The sequence below is a fragment of the Streptomyces sp. NPDC050121 genome (assembly GCF_044460385.1).
Taxonomy (GTDB): domain Bacteria; phylum Actinomycetota; class Actinomycetes; order Streptomycetales; family Streptomycetaceae; genus Streptomyces; species Streptomyces soliscabiei.
The window spans coordinates 94,840-114,563 of record NZ_JBITJV010000021.1; the positions used below are offsets into that span (position 1 = coordinate 94,840).

Consider the following 19,724-nt stretch of genomic DNA (forward strand, 5'->3'; position numbering starts at 1 on the left):
GGCACAAGGTCGAGAGGAAGCTAGCGATCATCAGTCCGTCCTGTGAACAGATGTGTCATAACTACGTCTTTTGTCGTGCTATTGATCATCATTCCGCTGTAGGGGCTCGATGCGGCTGTCCAGGGCTCGTGCAGGCGATCCCGACCCGGTGGACGTCCCGCGAAGCCCGGGCGCGCCGCGGTGTTCGGCGGGATGCGCGTCCCTGTAATCGTCCCAATGACGTGCCCCTGATCGGACTTATCCACAGGCCAAGCGGAGTCTTGGGATCCGCGAGATCGTCTCCGCATGACGAATCACAGCGAAACCACTGGATCCTCCGAAAACGGCGACATCACCGGACGCGAGGGAGATGAGGGACATTCGGACGGGCACACGGACGGACACATCGACGGGCACATCGACGGACACACGGCGTACGTGAGCCACACGAGGTACGAAGGAAACGCCGAGTACGGCGCGAGCCCCGCCGCCCACCAGGTGACCCTGCGCACCCCGGGCGAACTGGCCGACGCGCTGCCCTACCTGCTCGGGTACCGGCCGGAGGACAGCATCGTCCTGGTCGCCCTGCACGACCTGGGCGGACGGGGCCGGTTCGGGGGCCGGGCCCGTCTGGGCATTCCCGCGAACCCGGACGACTGGGGAGCGGTCGCCCGGCAGTTGGCGCAGGGTCTCGTGGCAGGCAGCGAACGCCGCGGCAACCGTCCCGCGCAGATGGTCGCCTACCTCTGCCAGGAGCCGGCGAAGGGTGAGACGGGCCGACAGGTCATGGAACGGCTGCAGTCGCTGGCCCACCAACTCCGTGTCGAATGCGGCCGCCTCGACATCCCCGTGATCGAGGCACTCTGCATCTCCGACGGCCATTTCTGGTCGTACTGCTGCGGCGGCAAGGGCTGCTGCCCGGTCGAGGGCGTCCCGATGGGCCTGCCCGGGACCTCGGTACTGGCCGCTGCCGCGACCTATGCCGGGATCCAGGTCCGTGGGACCTTGCGCGAACTGCGAGCCCGACTGCTACCTCTGGAGACCGCTGCCGCAGTGGAGCAGGAAGTCGCCCTGGACACCGCCGGCATGGCGCTCATCCCGAGGATCCTGGACGAGTCGACTCGCGCGGCGGTGGGCGAGGAGACGCTCGAACTCGCCGGACGGGTCATGCGGCGCTTCGCCGAGTCGCCCGTCGTGTCGGGGATGCTCATGGCGGACCACCGCGACGACGAACTGCTCGGATTCGACGAAGCGGCAGCTTTGATCCTCGGCCTTCAGGACCGGGTGACACGCGACCGGGCCGCCGCGTGGATGGAGGGCGACGAGGCGGCTCCCGCCCTGCGTCTGTGGCGGGCCCTGGCACGCCGCTGCGTCGGGCCCTACGGCGAACACGCGGCGGCACCCCTCACCCTTGCCGGCTGGGTCGCCTGGTCCAGCGGTGACGAGCTCGAGGCGAGGGAGGCCCTTGCCATGGCCCTGGGCGCGGACCCGGCATATCTGTTCGCCCGCCTCCTCCACCAGGCCTGCAACGAAGGCCTCGACCCCGAGTCGGTACGACGCTGTCTGCGCGCCGAGCGCGAGGAACGCGGACGGGACACGGCAGCGCAGAGTCCGGGCAAGGCGGCGACGGCCGAGGGGCCCGAGAGCTCCGAACGCTCCAAGGACGTCAAGGACGTCAAGGGCGTCAGGGATGCTGAGGACCCCGACGGGCTTGAGGGCACGGAGGATCCGCAAGCCGCCGAGGGCACGCCCTGGGACGTGGACGGGGCCATGGACATGAACATGGACGTCGATATGGACCGTTCCGGCGAAGCCAGGGACCTGGACCGTCCCGATGAGGTCGAGGAGGCCCGGGACTCGGGCCCTCACGGCCCGGCCGCATGCGCATCAGGGCCCGCGTCGACGCCACCGCTCACGACCGCCCGCAGGCGTCGCCGCACCCGGGCCCCCGGTGTGGGCGTCGCCCATGAGCCGGCTGCGGCAGGCGCAGTGGAAGGGCAGGAACCGCCACGCCGAGCGCAGGGCAAGAACGGCCTTCGCTCGCACACGCCGAGCCCGCACACGCCGAGCCCGCACACCCCGAGCCCGCACACCCCGAGCCCGCACACCCCTCACACCACGCACCCCACCCCGCCGAGCCGAGGAGGATCCCGCCCACGCCCCGCCGGCAAGGCCTCCCCACGACGTCGTGGCAGCGGCGCGGAAGGTGCGCGGCCCGACGGCGACGAAGCCACGGGGAAGGCGTGACGCCCCCGCGTCCCGGTGCACGACGGCCGTCTGCCGGTGAGCGACGGCGTGTCCGACCCGGCGTGTTCGGGACCCGCGGTTCCGGAGGCCATTCGGTGGGGCCTGAGCCGTGGGGGCGTGACCTGGGGGAGTCCCGCCCCGTTCACCTGAGTGGCGGAACACCGGCACGGTCGTGCCGCCGCAGCGCACCCGCCCTGTCGGAGCCTTCCACCCGGCCTCGCACCTGCCCGAGGCGCACAGAGAGCAGAGGAAGTCACCGCATGCATCAGCCGACTCCGCCCTCCGCCGCCGACGACCGCTTCACCCTCGACAACCCCGGGCCGGCCCATGGCGCGGACGCCGGCCGATCACCTTCGGGCAGGCCCGTTCCGCAAGAGGCCAGACCCTCCGAAGATGATCGGCGCCGTCGGCCGGTCGCCGGGTCCGGGGGCGTCCCCGGCCTGTCCGCGGACGGGCGGATCCGGGGCACGCCCATCCCCGAGCCCACCGGTGCGCCCCGTCGCCCGCAGCCATCCCGCTTGTCGTCAGCACCCTCGTCCCGAGGGGTGACGCCACCGCCCCGGTCGCCCGCCCCACCTCGTGCCACCGGCCTGCCGCCCGCCCACACGGCGATGATCTGCGTCGCCCTGCCGGGCCTTGCGATCTCGACGGAACAGGGTCAGCTGACCGGGCGTGGACTGGAGGGGTTCTACCGGGCGGGCCGGCGCATCCTCTCTCGTTGCCAGGTGCGGGTGGCGGGACGCGAACCGCTGGTGGTCCAGGCGAGGATGACGTCGGCCGACCGGGCCCGTTTCGTCGGCACCCTGCGCGTCACCCCGCACGGCGGCCCGGACCCGGACGTCGTCGTGGAGCGGACGCGCTGCGCGGACGGCACGGAGCGGATCACCCTGCACAGCGCCGCCGCACGGCCGCTGCGGCTTCCGGTCGAGGTGAGCCTCGGCGCCGACCTGGCCGACCTGGGGGCGATCGCCTCCGGCGCCGTGGGCCCCGAACTGCCGGCCAGCGTCCACGACTCCGGCCTGCGTTGGTCCTGCGCAACCGGAACCTCATACGTCACGGCCGACCCACCGCCCGCCGACGCCATCGCCTCCGCCGGGCTGCTGCGCTGGGACTTCGAGGTCCCTCCCGGCGGCAGCGTCCGCGTGGAGCTGAGAGTTCGCCTGGACGGGGCGGGCCCGGTCCGGGCCGTGGGCCGGACGGCTACGAGCCCCTTGGCTGCGGCACACGCGACGGGCGACGACCCACGCGTCCGGGCGCTCCTGACGACGAGCCTCGAGGATCTGCAGGCCCTGCTGGTGCGCGACCCCGCGCACCCCGCCGACATCCACCTCGCCGCAGGGGTGCCGTGGCGCTGCGGTATGGCGCCGGCCGAGGCGCTTGCCGCGGCCCGCATGACGCTGCCCCTCGGCACCCGCCTCGCCGCGGGCACCCTGCGCACCCTGGCGCGCACCCAGGTCATGGACCCAGGTCCGCGCTACGGCATGATCCCCGGCCCCCGGCGCGACGCGGGCGCCCATCTGCCGCCGGGGTGTACGGGGACGGAGGCCACGCTGCTCTTCCCGGTACTCCTCGCGGAGGCCCGCCGATGGGGTCTGCCGGACCAGGAGACGGAGGAACTGCTGCCGACGGCCGAGCGCTGCCTGACCTGGCTGCGCGCCACGGTCGGCGACGGGCCCTACCTGAGAGACCCCCAGCCCGGCGGGCCCGTGCGCTGCGAGACACAGGCCCATGCCCACCGAGCGGCACTGCTCGGCGCCGATCTGCTCGACGCCTGCGCCAGACCGGGCGCGGGCGGCCTGCGGGAGTGGGCGCGGGCCGTGCGTGCCGTGTTTCGGCGGGACTTCTGGATCGACGACCGGGGAGGCGGACGACCCGCGGCCGCCCGCACCCCGGACGGGCGGCCGCTGCCCCACCTCGGCGCGACCGCCGTCCACCTCCTCGACACCGGACTGCTGGGCGGCGGCGCCCTCGCCCCCGGGGTGCTGGACAAGGTGCAGACCGAACAACTCGCCCGGCTGCTCGGCAGCCCCGTCATGGACTCGGGCTGGGGGCTGCGAGGTCTCGGCATGAAGGAAGCCGGCTACAACCCCTTCGGCCACCGCAGCGGAGCCGTACGGGTCCACGAAACGGCGATCGCTGTCGCGGGCCTGGCCGCCGCCGGCTACGAGAAGGAGAGCGCCGGGCTGCTGCGAGGCGTACTGGCGGCGGCCGAGTCCTTCGGCCATCGCCTCCCCGAGATGTACGCGGGGGAGCAGCGCGGAGACGGCAGCGCTCCCCTCCCCCATCCGGCCGCCTGCCGTCCCGCCGCCACCGCTGCGGCGGCCGGGGTCCTGCTGCTGACCGCCCTGGCCGGCATCCGGCCCGACGCCCCGGCCGGAACCGTCACACTGCGCCCTGTGCCCAGCGTGCCTCTGGGTGAGATCTCCCTGACCGGCCTACGGGTGGCGGGCGCCCCCTTCTCGGTACGGGTCAGTCGGCTCGGACTCGCCATGGTGGAGGAGGCGGCCGACGGGCTGCAATTGGGGGTGTGACCTCGTGCGACGCGGCGCTGGACGGACGCCGGGCGCATGCTGACGGCCGCGCGCAACCGTAGGGGATCAGCCATCCGGGCGGCCGACGAAGGGAGTGTTTATCGTCAGGAAGACGACTATGATCGCCGCATGCCCTACGACCCGTCAGCGTTTCCGCCCTTTGCCGTCACCGTGGACCTGGTCGTGCTGACCGTGCGCCGCCATGCCCTGTGCGCGCTGGCGGTGCGCAGGGGTGAGGCGCCGTTTCAGGGGCGGTGGGCGCTTCCGGGCGGCTTCGTGCGGGCCGACGAGGACCTCACCCAGGCGGCGGCCCGCGAACTGGCCGAGGAGACCGGACTGCGCGCCCACGACCCTTCGGTCCCCGCCCAGGACAACGGCGCCCACCTGGAGCAGCTCGCCACGTACGGCGATCCCAAGCGTGACCCCCGGATGCGTGTAGTGAGCGTCGCGCACCTGGCGCTGGCCCCGGACCTGCCGGCTCCGCGAGCGGGCGGCGACGCCAGCAACGCGCGCTGGGCGCCCGTCGAGGAACTCCTCCAGCACGGCGGTTACGGCCGGGACGGGGAACCGGTCGCGCCGCTGGCCTTCGACCACGCGCAGATCCTCGCGGACGGCGTGGAACGGGCCCGCTCCAAGATCGAGTACTCGTCCCTGGCGACCGCGTTCTGCCCCACCGAGTTCACGGTCGGCGAACTGCGCCGGGTGTACGAGGCGGTGTGGGGGGTGGCGCTCGACCCGCGCAACTTCCACCGCAAGGTGACGGGCACGCCCGGCTTCCTGGTGCCCACCGGCGGCACCACCACCCGGCAGGGTGGCAGGCCTGCGCAGCTCTTCCGCGCGGGCGGTGCGACCTTGCTCAACCCGCCGATGCTGCGCCCCGAGGTGTGACGCCGGCCTGCCGTGGCCGTCGAAGTGAGGACAGGAACCCGAACGCGTCGATCGCCTGCGCGGACGACCGTGCGGCACTCGGGCAAAGCAGACATAACGCGCTATCTTGCTGCGGGTGATCCAGGCCTTCGGACTGACCAGCAACTCCCGTAAGGCGCTTCCGCCCGCCGTCGACGACGTCTCCTTCGAGGCGCGCGCGGGCCGCGTCACCGTACTGCTCGGAGCGCCGGGCGCGGGCAAGACCACGGCGTTGAGACTCCTGCTCGAACTCCAACAGGGCCGCGGGCTCGCCTACTTCAGAGGCCGCCCCCTGCATCGCATCGCCCACCCCTGCCGTGAGGTCGGCGTGCTCCTGGGAGATGTGCCCGGGCACCCGGCCCGCACGGTCCGCGGCCATCTGCGCATGCTGTGCGCGGCCGCCGGTGTTCCGGTCCGGCGGGCCGACGAAGTGCTCGAGGTGGTCGGCCTGGTCAGCCTGCGCGACGAACGCCTCGGCACCCTCTCCCGCGGCATGGACCGTCGGCTCGGCCTGGCCTGCGCTCTCCTCGCGGACCCGCACACCCTCGTCCTCGACGACCCGGCCGACGGGCTCGCCGGGCGCGAGCACCGTTGGCTGCACGGCATGCTGCGCGCGCACGCGGACCAGGGCGGCACCGTTCTGATGACCACGGCCGATCCCAAGGAGGCCGCCCGCACCGCCGACCGCGTCGTCACCCTGGACCAGGGCAGACTCGTCGCCGACCAGGAGGCCGCCGACTTCGCCCGCACCCGGCTGCGCCCCCGGGTGGCCGTCCGCAGCCCACACGCCGTCCGCCTGGCCGACCTGCTCGCCAAGGAGGCCCGGGCCGCGCGCCGCTCCCTCGAAGTCGTGCAGGAGGACGGCAACCGGCTCTCGGTGTACGGCAGCAGTTGCGCCCATGTCGGCGAGGCCGCGTTCCGGCACGGCATCCTCGTCCACCAACTCGCCGACGAGACAGGTGACATGGGGCCGGGGGCCGGAGTGCAGGTCCCGCGTCGGACGCGCCCCGAAACAGGGTCGGCCTCCTCGGCGGAGGAGCCGGCCGCCGTCGGAGTCCCTCTGCCGGCCATGGCAGGCCCGAAGGCCTCCGGGGACGCGCGGGCGGAGAACGGTGCCCAGGAGGCCGACACCGCTGAAGCGCCGCGCACGCCCGAGGACGAGCCGGCGGCATCCCCCGCGCCAGGCCGGCCGACCGATGTGCCCCCTCGTGGTGCCCTTCCGGCGTCTGGCGGCGGTTCCGGGCCCGGTGCCGCCGCTACGGCTGTCGGCGGCACGACCGAAACCGTCCCGGGCGTGACCGCGACCGCGACGGCGACCGAGGCAACCGTCGTGGACGAGTGCCCCCCCAACGCCGAGCCGGCCGCCGTGCCCCCCGCTCGGCATTCCCGGCGTCCCTCCGCCTCCCGTACTTTCGACACCCTGCCCGCCCTGCCACCCCCCATCTCCGTGCGCTCCGCCCCCAGCCCCCTGCGGCCCCTCCGCTACGAACTCCGCCGAGCCGCCGGGATCAGCACCGGATTCCTCACCGGCGCAGCGGTACTGGTCGTCTCCGCCCTCGCCGCCGTACTCCTGGCCCGGGTGGGCCATACCTCGCAGGCGCGGCTGCTGGCCGCGTGGCCCGTGCAACTGCCGCTGCCGCCCGCCGCGCTCGGCGCGGGACTGCTCGGTGCGCTGGCCTTCGGAGACGAGTTCCGCCACCCCGCCCTGGCGGCGGACCGCGGCACCGTGCCCCGCAGGCTGGGGGTACTCACCGCCAAGCTCCTCGTCGCCGCTCTCACCGCCCTGATGCTGGCCTTCCTCACCGTGGGCTGCGATGCCGAAGCGCTCTATCTCGTCTACGGACGGGAACTCACGCAGGTTCCCGCGGAGTGGCTTGCGCTGAGCGCGAGTTGGCTCGGTCTTGTGGTCGGCTGCGCCTGGGCCGGTGTTCTGGCCGCGGGCGTCTTCCGTTCCACCACGGCCGGGCTGGCGGCAGTGGTCGCCGTGCCCGTCGTCGTCGTACCCGTCGTACAGAGGGCCGTGGAGAGCACGTCGGTGCGGGCGGCGGCCGGACTCTTGATGCGGTTGCGCGAGACGCTTTTGGTGCAATGGCCCTTCGGGGGAGAGCGCTATCTGTTCGCCGTGGCGCGCGTGCTCGCCCAACCCGTCGGCGGGGCCCTGACGTTGTCCCTGACGGCTCTGCTGTGCGCGTATGTGTTCATGACCCTGCGCAGCAGGGTCCGATGACGCCCCTACGGGCCCATCCCGCCCGGGCCTGTGCGCAACTCCCCGGAGAAAGCCCATTTCTTTCCGATAAGGCGTCAATTGCGACGGGGTGAGCGATCACCCTTTCGTGTGCTTTTCACCAAAGACCTCAAGGGAGTTGGAGGCAGCGCCGACAAAGGATCCGTGAGTACCCTTGCGCACACCATGATGACCGCCGCCCGCTCCGCCGACTCCGGTCTGGCCGGCCCGGGCGAACTCGACCGCTACCCCTACGCCGAGGCCCCGTCCGCCGACCGCGTCGGAGCTCCCGTCTGGGAGACCGCGGACCCCGAGCTGGGCCGCGTGGGCCGCCGCACCGCGGGCAGCCGCGGACGCGGACTGCACGGCCAACTCGTCCAGCAGCTGGGCCAGATGATCGTCTCGGGCGACCTGGGTGCCGACCGTCCGCTGGTGCCCGAGGAGATCGGCCAGCGGTTCGAGGTGTCCCGCACCGTCGTCCGAGAGTCGCTGCGTGTCCTCGAGGCCAAGGGCCTGGTCAGCGCCCGGCCGAACGTCGGCACGCGCGTGCGTCCCGTGAGCGACTGGAATCTCCTCGACCCGGACATCATCGAGTGGCGGGCCTTCGGTCCCCAGCGTGACGACCAGCGGCGCGAGCTCAGCGAACTGCGCTGGACGATCGAGCCGCTCGCCGCCCGCCTCGCCGCCGGGCACGGGCGCGCCGACGTCCAGCAGCGCCTGTCCGACATGGTCGAGATCATGGCGCACGCCATGGGGCAGGGCGACGCGCTCACCTACTCCCGGGCCGACGCCGAGTTCCACTCGCTGCTCATCCAGGTCGCGGGCAACCGCATGCTGGAGCACCTTTCCGGGATCGTGTCGTCCGCCCTCCAGGTCTCCGGCGGCCCGGTCACAGGCTGTGACCGGCCGAACGATGCGTCGCTCGGGTGTCACGGCAGGATCGTCGACGCCCTCGCCGCGGGCGACGGTGCCGCGGCCGAGACGGCCATGCGGCAGCTGCTCACCGTTCATCCCGAGGTGGAGCGCGTCGTGCCGGCGCCACGCGAGCACTGACCGTACCCGACGGGTGGGAGCGGTCGGGGAGGTCTTCCCCTCCCGCGTCGTCCCCGGCCGGTTCACCCGCATTGCCGTCGGACCCCGCAGAACCCGAAACGGGGGCTGCGGGGTCCGACGGTCGATGTGGTGGGATTCGGTCACGGCGGCTCGGGTAGACACCACAGGTGACCTCTTCTGTACATGTCTGACCGTTTATGCACGCTTACGGGGTGTGACTCGGGCCACGAAGATAGGGCGTAACGCTTGTGGAAACAACGCGATGACCTAAGAGGTGACAGCCGCGGAGGGAATACGGACGCCGTTGAAGGCGCTGTGCATCCTCCCGGCCCCCGCCCGCGCCGTCGGCCCACCCCCAGGCCGGTGGTCGGCTCCTGTCCATCGTGGACGGGGCCGGAAGCCGTTTTCCAACGTTCCGAGAGGTTGTTCGTGTCGGCCAGCACATCCCGTACGCTCCCGCCGGAGATCGCCGAGTCCGTCTCTGTCATGGCGCTCATTGAGCGGGGAAAGGCTGAGGGGCAGATCGCCGGCGACGATGTGCGTCGGGCCTTCGAAGCTGACCAGATTCCGGCCACTCAGTGGAAGAACGTACTGCGCAGCCTCAACCAGATCCTCGAGGAAGAGGGTGTGACGCTGATGGTCAGTGCCGCGGAGCCCAAGCGCACCCGAAAGAGCGTCGCAGCGAAGAGTCCGGCCAAGCGCACCGCCACCAAGACGGTCGCGGCGAAGACGGTGACCACCAGGAAGGCCACCGCCACCACCGCGGCCGCCCCGGTCGCACCCGCTGTGGACGACCCCGCAGAAGAAGCCGCCCCTGCCAAGAAGGCGGCCGCCAAGAAGACGACGCCCGCCAAGAAGACGGTCGCGAAGAAGACCGTCGCCAAGAAGACGGCGGCCAAGAAGACCACCGCCAAGAAGGACGACGCCGAGCTGGTCGAGGAAGAGGTCCTCGAGGACGCTCCCAAGACCGGCGACGAGCCCGAGGGCACCGAGAGCGCCGGCTTCGTACTCTCCGACGAGGACGAGGACGACGCCCCCGCCCAGCAGGTCGCCGCGGCCGGCGCCACCGCCGACCCGGTCAAGGACTACCTCAAGCAGATCGGCAAGGTCCCCCTCCTCAACGCCGAGCAGGAGGTCGAGCTCGCCAAGCGCATCGAGGCCGGTCTGTTCGCCGAGGACAAGCTGGCCAACGCCGACAAGCTCGCCCCCAAGCTCAAGCGCGAGCTGGAGATCATCGCCGAGGACGGCCGGCGCGCCAAGAACCACCTCCTGGAGGCCAACCTCCGCCTGGTGGTCTCCCTGGCCAAGCGCTACACCGGCCGCGGCATGCTCTTCCTGGACCTCATCCAGGAGGGCAACCTCGGTCTGATCCGCGCGGTCGAGAAGTTCGACTACACCAAGGGCTACAAGTTCTCCACGTACGCCACCTGGTGGATCCGTCAGGCGATCACCCGCGCGATGGCCGACCAGGCCCGCACCATCCGTATCCCGGTGCACATGGTCGAGGTCATCAACAAGCTCGCGCGCGTGCAGCGCCAGATGCTCCAGGACCTGGGCCGCGAGCCCACCCCGGAGGAGCTGGCCAAGGAACTCGACATGACCCCCGAGAAGGTCATCGAGGTCCAGAAGTACGGCCGCGAGCCCATTTCGCTGCACACCCCGCTGGGCGAGGACGGCGACAGCGAGTTCGGTGACCTCATCGAGGACTCCGAGGCCGTCGTCCCGGCCGACGCCGTCAGCTTCACCCTCCTGCAGGAGCAGCTGCACTCCGTCCTCGACACCCTGTCGGAGCGCGAGGCGGGCGTCGTCTCCATGCGGTTCGGTCTCACCGACGGTCAGCCGAAGACCCTCGACGAGATCGGCAAGGTGTATGGCGTCACGCGCGAGCGCATCCGCCAGATCGAGTCCAAGACCATGTCGAAGCTGCGCCACCCGTCCCGTTCGCAGGTGCTGCGCGACTACCTCGACTAGGTCGTAGCCGTACGGCACGAAGGCCCGGTTCTCCTCGGGGAGCCGGGCCTTCGTCGTCGGCGCGCGGGTGCGAGGCGCCGCGCCCTGAATGACTCTGGGTGTTCATCGTCCACTCCAGAGTGAGGAGCGCGCATGCGTCGTCCCCTTGTCCGGGCCCTGGCCCGGCCGTTGATCCTGGCGGCCATGGCCATGGCCATACCGTTGGCCTCCGCCGCCCCGGCGGCCTCCGACGGCGTCGTGCTGGGAGGCTTTCCGATCGACGTCTCCCAGAGTCCGTGGACGGTCGCGCTGTCCAGCCGTGACCGGTTCGGAGGTACGCGCTCGGGGCAGTTCTGCGGAGGCGTGGCGGTCGGCCCGTCGACCGTTCTCACCGCGGCCCACTGCATGGGCGAGGATGTCCTGGGAGTGCCGCCGGCCAAGGCGACCGACCTGAAGGTCGTCGCGGGCCGTACCGACCTGTACGCGGACACGGGGCGGGAGGTCTCCGTGCGCGGCGTCTGGGTGAACCCGGGCTACGACAGTTCCAGCAACGCCGGGGACTTCGCCGTGCTCACCCTGGCCGAGCCCCTTCCGGCGGCGTCGGTCATCGCCATGGCGGGCGAGGGCGACCCGGCGTACGCGCCCGGCACGGACGCCGTCGTCTACGGCTGGGGTGACCTCACGGGGTTCGGCGCGTACGCGCACAGGCTGCGGGCGGCCAGCCTGCATGTGCTGTCCGACACACTCTGCGAACTGGCGTATCCGGGGTCGGCCGACGGCACGTACATGGCGCGGAGCATGGTCTGCGCCGGAGAGGTGCGGGGCGGCCGCGACGCCTGCCAGGGGGACAGCGGAGGTCCGCTGGTCGCGGGTGGCCGGCTCATCGGCCTCGTGTCGTGGGGCGACGGCTGTGGGAGGCCCGGAAGCCCGGGCGTCTACACCCGGGTGTCCGATGTCGTACGGACACTGGGCTGGGACGCGGCCACCCGGAGGCCCCACAAAGCTCCTGAGCACGCCTGAGCGGGCCTCCCCGCGGCGAGGCCGGGGCTTCGCGACACGAGAACGGGCGGCCGCCCCTGGGAGCAGGGACGGCCGCCCGCACACCGGCCTGTGCCGGTTCTCGCTCGTCGTGGACGCGCAGGATCAGCGCTCTTCTTCGGAGACGGACGCCGGAACGGTCGTCAGCCGCTCCGTCTCATCCTGTATCTCGGCGGCGATCTTCTTGAGTTCCGGCTCGAACTTGCGGCCGTGGTGGGCGCAGAAGAGCAGTTCTCCGCCGCTGAGCAGGACGACGCGCACGTACGCCTGGGCGCCGCAGCGGTCGCAGCGGTCAGCGGCCGTCAGCGGGCTCGCGGGGGTCAGAACAGTAGTCACGTCGCCTCTTCTCTAGCTCGACGAGCTGTCGTACCAGGGTCAACATCCAACCAGCCCCAAAACGTTCCCGCTCGTGGCTTCTCCTCGAAAAAATCTTTCCGAGGTGGCCGTCTGCTGCCGGTTTGGCGGCGAATGTGCCGTATTGCGTGGTCTGTGGTGCTTACGGTTTCGCGCTGTCGGTCATGGTTCGATCCTCCCGGCTGGCTTGCCGGTTTGTTCATGAGGACGTGCCCGGAGCCTAAATGGTTCATGCCTCGAAGGGAACGTGATATGTACTTCACTCCATCGAGGGATCGAACACGTATGCGACGCTGGACTAGTCTGAGTTTGAGACGAGGGTGGCGTGACAACGGCTCTACCAGGCCTCGGTACCCTCTTGGCGGTGAACCAAGCCGCGCCCTTACCCAGAAGGGCCCCAACTGAAATTCAGCGAGGAGCGAACCGCGTGACCGCCGAAACGTCCGTGCCGTCCACAGCGCTGCTGGCAGGAGCAGACCGGGACGGTTCCAACTACACCGCGCGGCACCTGCTCGTCCTCGAGGGCCTCGAGGCCGTGCGGAAGCGCCCGGGTATGTACATCGGCTCGACCGACAGCCGTGGTCTGATGCACTGCCTGTGGGAGATCATCGACAACTCCGTCGACGAAGCCCTGGGCGGATACTGCGACAACATCGAGGTGATCCTTCACGACGACGCCTCGGTCGAGGTCCGTGACAACGGCCGTGGCATCCCGGTCGACGTCGAGCCCAAGACCGGCCTGTCCGGCGTCGAGGTCGTCATGACCAAGCTGCACGCCGGCGGCAAGTTCGGCGGCGGCTCCTACGCCGCCTCCGGCGGTCTGCACGGCGTCGGCGCCTCCGTGGTCAACGCCCTGTCCGCCCGACTCGACGTCGAGGTGGACCGAAGCGGCCACACGCACGCCATCAGCTTCCGGCGAGGAGTCCCGGGCGCCTTCGCCGCGGACGGCCCCGAAGCCAAGTTCGAGACGGGCGGCCTGCGCAAGGTCAAGAGGATCGCCAAGAACCGCACCGGCACGCGGGTGCGGTACTGGGCCGACCGCCAGATCTTCCTCAAGGACGCCAGGCTCTCCCTGGAGAACCTCCACCAGCGGGCCCGCCAGACCGCGTTCCTGGTGCCCGGCCTGACCATCGTCGTGCGCGACGAGTACGGCCTCGGCGAGGGCGGCAGCAAGGGCGAGGAGTCCTTCCGTTTCGACGGCGGCATCAGTGAGTTCTGCGACTACCTGGCCACCGACAAGCCTGTCTGCGACGTCCTGCGCTTCACGGGGCAGGGCACGTTCAAGGAGACGGTCCCGGTCCTGGACGAGCACGGGCAGATGACCCCGACGGAGGTCACCCGCGAGCTCGGCGTCGACGTGGCGCTGCGCTGGGGCACCGGCTACGACACGATGCTCCGGTCGTTCGTCAACATCATCGCCACGCCCAAGGGCGGCACCCACGTCGCCGGCTTCGAGCAGGCGGTCGCCAAGACGATGAACGAGGTGCTGCGGGCCAAGAAGCTGCTGCGTGTCGCCGAGGACGACATCGTCAAGGACGACGCCCTGGAGGGCCTGACCGCGGTCGTCACCGTCCGCCTGGCCGAGCCCCAGTTCGAGGGCCAGACCAAGGAGGTCCTCGGCACCTCGGCGGCCCGGCGCATCGTGAACACCGTGATCTCCAGGGAACTCAAGGCGTTCCTGACCTCCACCAAGCGCGATGCCGCAGCTCAGGCGCGGGTCGTCATGGAGAAGGCGGTCGCCGCGGCCCGGACGCGTATCGCGGCCCGGCAGCACAAGGACGCACAGCGCCGCAAGACGGCACTGGAGTCCTCGTCCCTGCCCGCGAAGCTGGCCGACTGCCGCAGCGACGACGTCGAGCGCAGCGAGCTGTTCATCGTCGAGGGAGACTCCGCGCTCGGCACGGCGAAGCTGGCCCGCAACTCCGAGTTCCAGGCGCTGCTGCCGATCCGGGGCAAGATCCTCAACGTTCAGAAGTCGTCCGTGACCGACATGCTCAAGAACGCGGAGTGCGGTGCGATCATCCAGGTCATAGGAGCGGGCTCAGGGCGCACCTTCGACATCGACGCGGCCCGCTACGGCAAGATCATCATGATGACCGACGCCGATGTCGACGGCTCCCACATCAGGACCCTCCTCCTGACCCTGTTCCACCGCTACATGCGGCCCATGGTCGAGGCCGGCCGGGTGTTCGCCGCGGTGCCGCCGCTGCACCGCATCGAACTCATCCAGCCCAAGAAGGGCCAGGACAAGTACGTGTACACGTACTCGGACCGCGAGCTGCGCGACAAGCTCATGGAGTTCCAGAGCAAGGGCGTCCGGTACAAGGACTCCATCCAGCGCTACAAGGGTCTCGGCGAGATGGACGCAGACCAGCTGGCCGAGACGACGATGGACCCCCGCCACCGCACCCTGCGGCGCATCAACCTCTCCGACCTGGATTCGGCCGAGCAGGTGTTCGACCTGCTCATGGGCAACGACGTGGCGCCGCGCAAGGAGTTCATCTCCAGCTCGGCGGCGACGCTGGACCGGTCCCGCATCGACGCATAGCCGCCGGGCTCGGCTAGGCCTCGGCTCTGCGGCTCTCCAGCCGGGACGAGCGGGCCCGGGTTCTCCACCCACGGGTGGAGAACCCGGGCCTTCGCATATCCACCCATGATCCACCCCCGCTCCGATCTGCGGAGCTTCCCGATTCCGTAGCGTCGAAGGCGTCGGCAGCACTTGCTGCCGGCATCCCCTTCCCGCTCACGGAGGCTGTGATGTCCGGGCTCGTCAACGCACTGGTGACCGTGGCCGTGGCCGCGCTGGTGATCGTGCGGCAGTTCCGCGCAAGCCGCATCGACGCGGACCGGCGATGGTGGCTGCTGCCCGGGATCCTGGCCGTCATAGCGCTGCGCGAGCCCGACCTCCTCGACGCCCGTCACCCCACCGAGTCGGCCCTGGTGCTCGGCTCCGAAGTGATCGTCGGCCTGTTCATGGGAGCCGCCTGGGCATGGACCACGCGCATCTGGGTGGAGCCGGACGGCGCGGTGTGGAGCAAGAGCACCAAGGCGAGCGCGGCCGTCTGGGCCGTCGGTATCGGTCTGCGGGCGGGCCTCTTCGCCGTCGGTGCGTTGGTGGGCGTCCACCAGCACAGTTCGGCCCTGATGCTGGGGCTCGCGGGCACCCTGCTGGTCCGCTCCGGGATACTGATCTGGCGCACACAGTCCCTGAGTCAGGCCACTGCGGCCACGGCATACGGTGACCACCTGCCCCGGTCGGCGTGGAAGGAGCGCGTGTGACGGAGAACGCCTGGACACGCTGGCCTTCTCGGGAGGCGCTGGGCCGCGAGGGGACGACGCGCTCCCGACGCCTGATCGCGTGGGCTGTACGGTTGCCGCTTCTCGGCATTCTCCTGTGGAGTGCCTTCCACGACAGCCGGGTCCACGGCTGGGTTACGGCGGCGGGCGCCGCGGGAGTCCTCCTGACGGGCGGGCTGGCCCGGTGTTTCTGGCGGGCCACGCTCCAGCACCGGCTCTGGCCGTCGCTGGCCCTCATCCTCCTCCTGCTCACGCTGGCCGTCGGCGCCCAGTTCGTGGGCTTCCGAGAACCCGCCCTCCTTCTGTGGTGCGGCTGCGGCGTCGCGGCACTGGAACGGATGCCCCTGGCGGCGGCGCTGCCCGTCGCCTCGGTCGCGCTCGCCTCGTATGCGGCCGTGAACAACGGCGTGTGGCTGACCACAGCCGCCACGATCGGCGGGATGGCCCTCGCCGGGTACACGCTGCGCCTGGACGCCGAAGCCAGGGGCAACGCCCAGCGACTGCTCGCCCAGGAGCGTGCGGCACGTGCGGCCGAGGCCGAGTCGGCCGCACTCGCGGAGCGGGCCCGCATCGCCCGGGAGATCCACGACGTCCTGGCCCACAGTCTCTCGGCGCAGCTCGTGCACCTGGAAGCGGCCCGGCTGCTGATCGAGCGGGGCGCGGACCGCGAGCAGATCCTCGACCGCGTGGTGGCGGCACGCGGGATGGCTCGCGACGGTCTCGAGGAGACCAGACAGTCGCTCTCCGCGCTGCGCGGTGATCTGACGCCGCTGGAGAACTTCCTGACCGACCTCGTCCGCGCGTCCGACGGTGCCGAGGTCACCGTTGGGGGTGAACGCAGACACCTGCCGGTCGAGGCGTCACAGGCGGTGCGAAGGGTCGCCCAGGAAGCTCTGACGAACGTCCGCAAGCACGCTCCGGGCGCGAAAGTGCGGGTGCGGCTGGAGTACGGACCGCATGAAGTCACCCTGGACGTGCGGGACTCGGGGGGTTCGCCGGGCGAACTCGCCCAGGCGGGAGGCGGGTACGGTCTGCTGGGCATGCGGGAGCGCGCCGAACTGCTGGGCGGCTCGCTCGCTGCCGGACCGGACGAGGAAGGTTTCGTGGTGACGCTGAAGGTGCCGGTATGACGGCGGAGGCGGAGAAGAAGCCCGCCAGGGTGGTGGTCGCGGACGATCAGACGGTCGTCCGGGAAGGCATCGTGATGCTGCTGGGGCTGTTGCCGGGGGTCGAGGTCGTGGGCGCCGCCGGGGACGGGGACGAGGCGGTGCGGCTCGTCGCCGAACTGGCTCCCGACGTGGTGCTGATGGACTTGCGCATGCCCCGCTGCGACGGAGTGGAGGCGACCCGGCGGATCCGATCGGAGCATCCCGGAACCCAGGTCGTGGTGCTCACGACCTACGCGGACGACGACTCCCTGTTCCCGGCGCTGAAAGCGGGAGCCCGGGGGTACCTCACCAAGGACGCCGGCGGGGACGAGATCGTCCGGGCGGTGCACAGCGTGCTGTCCGGGGACGCGGGGCTGTCGCCGAGTGTGCAGCGGAGGCTGCTGGAGCGCCTGTCGGCGCCCGAACCGGAGCCGGCGGAGCCCGCTGCCGTGCCCGACGGGCTGACGACACGGGAGGCGGAGGTGCTGGCGCTGATCGCCGAGGGGCTGAGCAACCAGGAGATCGCGCGCAGGCTGAGCGTGTCCACCGCGACGGTGAAGACCCACATCAACAACATGTTCACCAAGACGGGCATCAAGGGCCGCGCGCAGGCGGTTCGTTACGCGTACCGGATGGGGCTGGTACGGCCGCCGACGGGGTGAACGGCCCGTCGGTCACCTGAAGGGGTGAAGTGTGCGGGGAAGAAGAGTCGCGGAACTTCCCGTTCTGTCCATCCTTGGGCATGCAGTCAAGCAACGGCCGTGCACGCTCCGACGGGGACGGCTCCGAGGTCGGCGGTCCCACGCCATACGGGGACGAGCACCATCAGCGTCAAGCCCGGGCATTCGTCGAAGCGCCAGGAGAAATGCGCTACGAGGACCCGTGGTATGACGCGCTCGCCTCGGGCTGGGGCGAGTCGGCCACGGTCACGGAGGTGACCGAGGTCCCGGGGGCACGCCGGGAGCGGGGGACCGGAGCCGTCGCGGCGGCCCAGGTCTACCTCGAGGTGCAGCGCAGCGCGGCCTTCCAGGAGGTGCGCAGCAGGTACCGGCGGTTCGTGGTGCCGGCGGCCGCCGGGTTCTTCGTCTGGTACGTGGCGTACGTCGTGACCGCGACGACCGCACCCGCGTTCATGGCGCGGCCGGTGGCCGGCGCGGTGAACATGGCGTTGCTCGCGGGGCTCGGACAGTTCCTCAGCACGTTCCTGCTCACCTGGGCCTACGCCCGGCACGCACGGCTGCACAGGGACCGCGCCGCGCTCGAACTGCGTTGGGACACTCAGGAACTGACGCGTGAAGCAAGGGGCGGTGCGTCGTGACCGGTAACCAACAAGCGCCGGCGTTGCTGCTGTTCAGCGCCTTCGTCGCGGTCACGCTGGGGATCACGACCTGGGTGGGCCGCAACCGGCAGGGTTCTCAGGAGGAGTTCTACACGGGCGGCCGATTGTTCTCCCCGATGGAGAATGGTTTTGCCATCGCGGGCGACTACATGTCGGCCGCCTCCTTCCTGGGCGCCACCGGACTGATCGCGCTGTACGGGTACGACGGTCTGCTGTACGTGGTGGGCTTCCTCGTGGCCTGGCTGGTGGTGCTGTTCCTCGTCGCCGAACTCGTGCGCAACTGTGGGCGGTTCACGCTCGCCGACGTGGTCGCCGCGCGCATGAGCGAGCGGCCGGTGCGGATCGCGGCGGGAACCTCCTCGGTCATCGTGTCCGTTCTCTATCTGGTGGCGCAGATGGTGGGTGCGGGCAGCCTGGTCGCGCTGCTCCTCGGGAACACCGGCGAGGCGGCCCGGTCCTGGGCCGTCATCGGGGTCGGTGCACTCATGGTGATCTATGTGTCGTTGGGAGGGATGCGGGCCACCACGTGGATTCAGATCGTGAAGGCGGTTCTGCTCCTGGGCGGCACCGTCGTGCTCACCGCGCTCGTCCTGGTGCGTTTCCACGGTGACTTCGACCAGTTGTTGCGTACGGCGGCCGAGCGCAGCGGGCACGGTTCCGCCTACCTGGCACCCGGACTGAAGTACGGCGGGGACTGGACCGCGCGCTTCGACTTCATGAGCCTGGGTCTCGCGCTGGTGCTGGGCACGGCGGGGCTGCCGCACATCCTGTCCCGCTTCTACACCGTGCCGACCGCGCAGGCCGCCCGGCGGTCCGCGGTCTGGTCGATCGGGCTGATCGGCGGGTTCTACCTGATGACGATCGTTCTGGGCTTCGGCGCGGCGGCGATCGTCGGCCCGGAGGCCGTACGCGGCTCGAACGCATCCGGGAACACGGCCGTTCCCCTCCTCGCCCTCGATCTGGGCGGCGGCGCCGACTCCACGGGCGGCACGGTCCTGTTCGCGGTCGTGGCGGCCGTCGCCTTCGCCACGATCCTCGCCGTCGTCGCCGGGGTCACGCTCGCCTCCTCGGCGTCGGTGGCGCACGACCTGTACGCCTCCTTCCGCCGTCGGCACGCCGAACCTCGCAGCGAGGTCGCGGTGGCACGGGCCGCCGCCGTGGGCATCGGCGTCGTCGCGATCGCCCTCAGCCTGCTGGCCCGCGATCTCAACGTGGCCTTCCTGGTCGGGCTCGCCTTCGCCGTCGCGGCCTCCGCGAACCTGCCGGTCCTGCTGTACTCGCTGTTCTGGCGGGACTTCACCACGCGGGGCGCCGTGTGGGCGGTGTACGGCGGGCTGGTGCCTGCCCTGGCGCTCGTCGTGCTGTCGCCGGTGGTGTCCGGCAGCCCCGAGTCGCTCTTCCCGACCGTGGACTTCCAGTACTTCCCCCTGCAGAACCCCGGCCTGGTCTCCATTCCACTGGGCTTCCTGGCGGGCTGGCTGGGCACGGTCACCTCGGCCGAGATCGCGGACGAGGCCAAGCACGCGGAGACCGAGGTGCGGTCACTGACGGGAGCGGGCGCCGCGTAGGCGGTTTCTTTCAGCCTGCGGCACGCTCGAACCAGCGATCAGCGGACTGAGCGAAACGGGCGGGCGGCTGCTCCACCGCAGTACCGCAAC

At 71.0% G+C, this 19,724-nt stretch carries 14 protein-coding genes; 13 read left to right on the plus strand and 1 reads right to left on the minus strand.

Translation table 11 applies throughout. The annotated features are described in order from the left end of the window. The first annotated feature begins 285 nt into the window (after window positions 1-285). The 7 genes from ACIBTS_RS28780 (at window position 286) to ACIBTS_RS28810 (ending at window position 11,910) form a co-directional block, all read left to right on the plus strand. Window positions 286-2,226, plus strand: a complete 1,941-nt coding sequence (locus ACIBTS_RS28780) for a DUF4192 domain-containing protein (protein WP_399323177.1) — start codon at window positions 286-288, stop codon at window positions 2,224-2,226. A 611-nt stretch (window positions 2,227-2,837) separates the two neighbouring features. After that, on the plus strand, window positions 2,838-4,757 hold the full coding sequence (locus ACIBTS_RS28785) for a glycogen debranching N-terminal domain-containing protein (protein WP_399323265.1): 1,920 nt from the start codon (window positions 2,838-2,840) through the stop codon (window positions 4,755-4,757). A 129-nt stretch (window positions 4,758-4,886) separates the two neighbouring features. Continuing rightward, window positions 4,887-5,645, plus strand: a complete 759-nt coding sequence (locus ACIBTS_RS28790) for an NUDIX domain-containing protein (protein ID WP_079659056.1) — start codon at window positions 4,887-4,889, stop codon at window positions 5,643-5,645. A 115-nt stretch (window positions 5,646-5,760) separates the two neighbouring features. Next, complete coding sequence (locus tag ACIBTS_RS28795; protein ID WP_399323179.1) at window positions 5,761-7,890, plus strand: ATP-binding cassette domain-containing protein; 2,130 nt, start codon at window positions 5,761-5,763, stop codon at window positions 7,888-7,890. A 162-nt stretch (window positions 7,891-8,052) separates the two neighbouring features. Continuing rightward, complete coding sequence (locus ACIBTS_RS28800; RefSeq protein ID WP_319677799.1) at window positions 8,053-8,940, plus strand: FCD domain-containing protein; 888 nt, start codon at window positions 8,053-8,055, stop codon at window positions 8,938-8,940. Window positions 8,941-9,369: 429 nt separating this feature from the next. Continuing rightward, the gene (locus ACIBTS_RS28805) at window positions 9,370-10,911 is read left to right on the plus strand and encodes an RNA polymerase sigma factor (protein ID WP_079664729.1); all 1,542 of its coding nucleotides are present in this window, start codon (window positions 9,370-9,372) and stop codon (window positions 10,909-10,911) included. A 132-nt stretch (window positions 10,912-11,043) separates the two neighbouring features. Continuing rightward, window positions 11,044-11,910, plus strand: a complete 867-nt coding sequence (locus ACIBTS_RS28810; RefSeq protein ID WP_399323180.1) for a serine protease — start codon at window positions 11,044-11,046, stop codon at window positions 11,908-11,910. A gap of 123 nt (window positions 11,911-12,033) precedes the next feature. Here ACIBTS_RS28810 and ACIBTS_RS28815 read toward each other — a convergent pair whose 3' ends face one another. Continuing rightward, window positions 12,034-12,264, minus strand: coding sequence for a hypothetical protein (locus ACIBTS_RS28815; RefSeq protein ID WP_079659053.1), 231 nt, complete (start codon window positions 12,262-12,264; stop codon window positions 12,034-12,036). Between the two features lie 445 nt (window positions 12,265-12,709). On the opposite strand from ACIBTS_RS28815, the gene ACIBTS_RS28820 reads away from it, so the two are divergent. The 6 genes from ACIBTS_RS28820 (at window position 12,710) to ACIBTS_RS28845 (ending at window position 19,634) form a co-directional block, all read left to right on the plus strand. Beyond that, window positions 12,710-14,830, plus strand: coding sequence for a type IIA DNA topoisomerase subunit B (locus tag ACIBTS_RS28820; protein WP_399323183.1), 2,121 nt, complete (start codon window positions 12,710-12,712; stop codon window positions 14,828-14,830). Between the two features lie 209 nt (window positions 14,831-15,039). Further along, window positions 15,040-15,561, plus strand: a complete 522-nt coding sequence (locus tag ACIBTS_RS28825) for a DUF1453 domain-containing protein (RefSeq protein ID WP_399323184.1) — start codon at window positions 15,040-15,042, stop codon at window positions 15,559-15,561. Continuing rightward, entirely contained in the window at window positions 15,558-16,709 is a 1,152-nt protein-coding gene (locus ACIBTS_RS28830) for a sensor histidine kinase (RefSeq protein WP_399323186.1), read from the plus strand. The genes ACIBTS_RS28825 and ACIBTS_RS28830 overlap by 4 nt, the downstream gene beginning before the upstream one ends. Further along, window positions 16,706-17,389 carry a response regulator gene (locus ACIBTS_RS28835; protein ID WP_399323188.1) on the plus strand — a complete coding sequence of 228 codons (684 nt, stop codon included), beginning with the start codon at window positions 16,706-16,708 and terminating at the stop codon, window positions 17,387-17,389. Before ACIBTS_RS28830 ends, ACIBTS_RS28835 begins: the two co-directional genes overlap by 4 nt. A gap of 80 nt (window positions 17,390-17,469) precedes the next feature. After that, entirely contained in the window at window positions 17,470-18,045 is a 576-nt protein-coding gene (locus ACIBTS_RS28840; protein ID WP_399323190.1) for a DUF485 domain-containing protein, read from the plus strand. Next, window positions 18,042-19,634 (plus strand): cation acetate symporter, encoded by a 1,593-nt coding sequence (locus ACIBTS_RS28845; RefSeq protein WP_399323192.1) that lies wholly within the window; start codon window positions 18,042-18,044, stop codon window positions 19,632-19,634. Before ACIBTS_RS28840 ends, ACIBTS_RS28845 begins: the two co-directional genes overlap by 4 nt. Window positions 19,635-19,724: the final 90 nt, after the last annotated feature.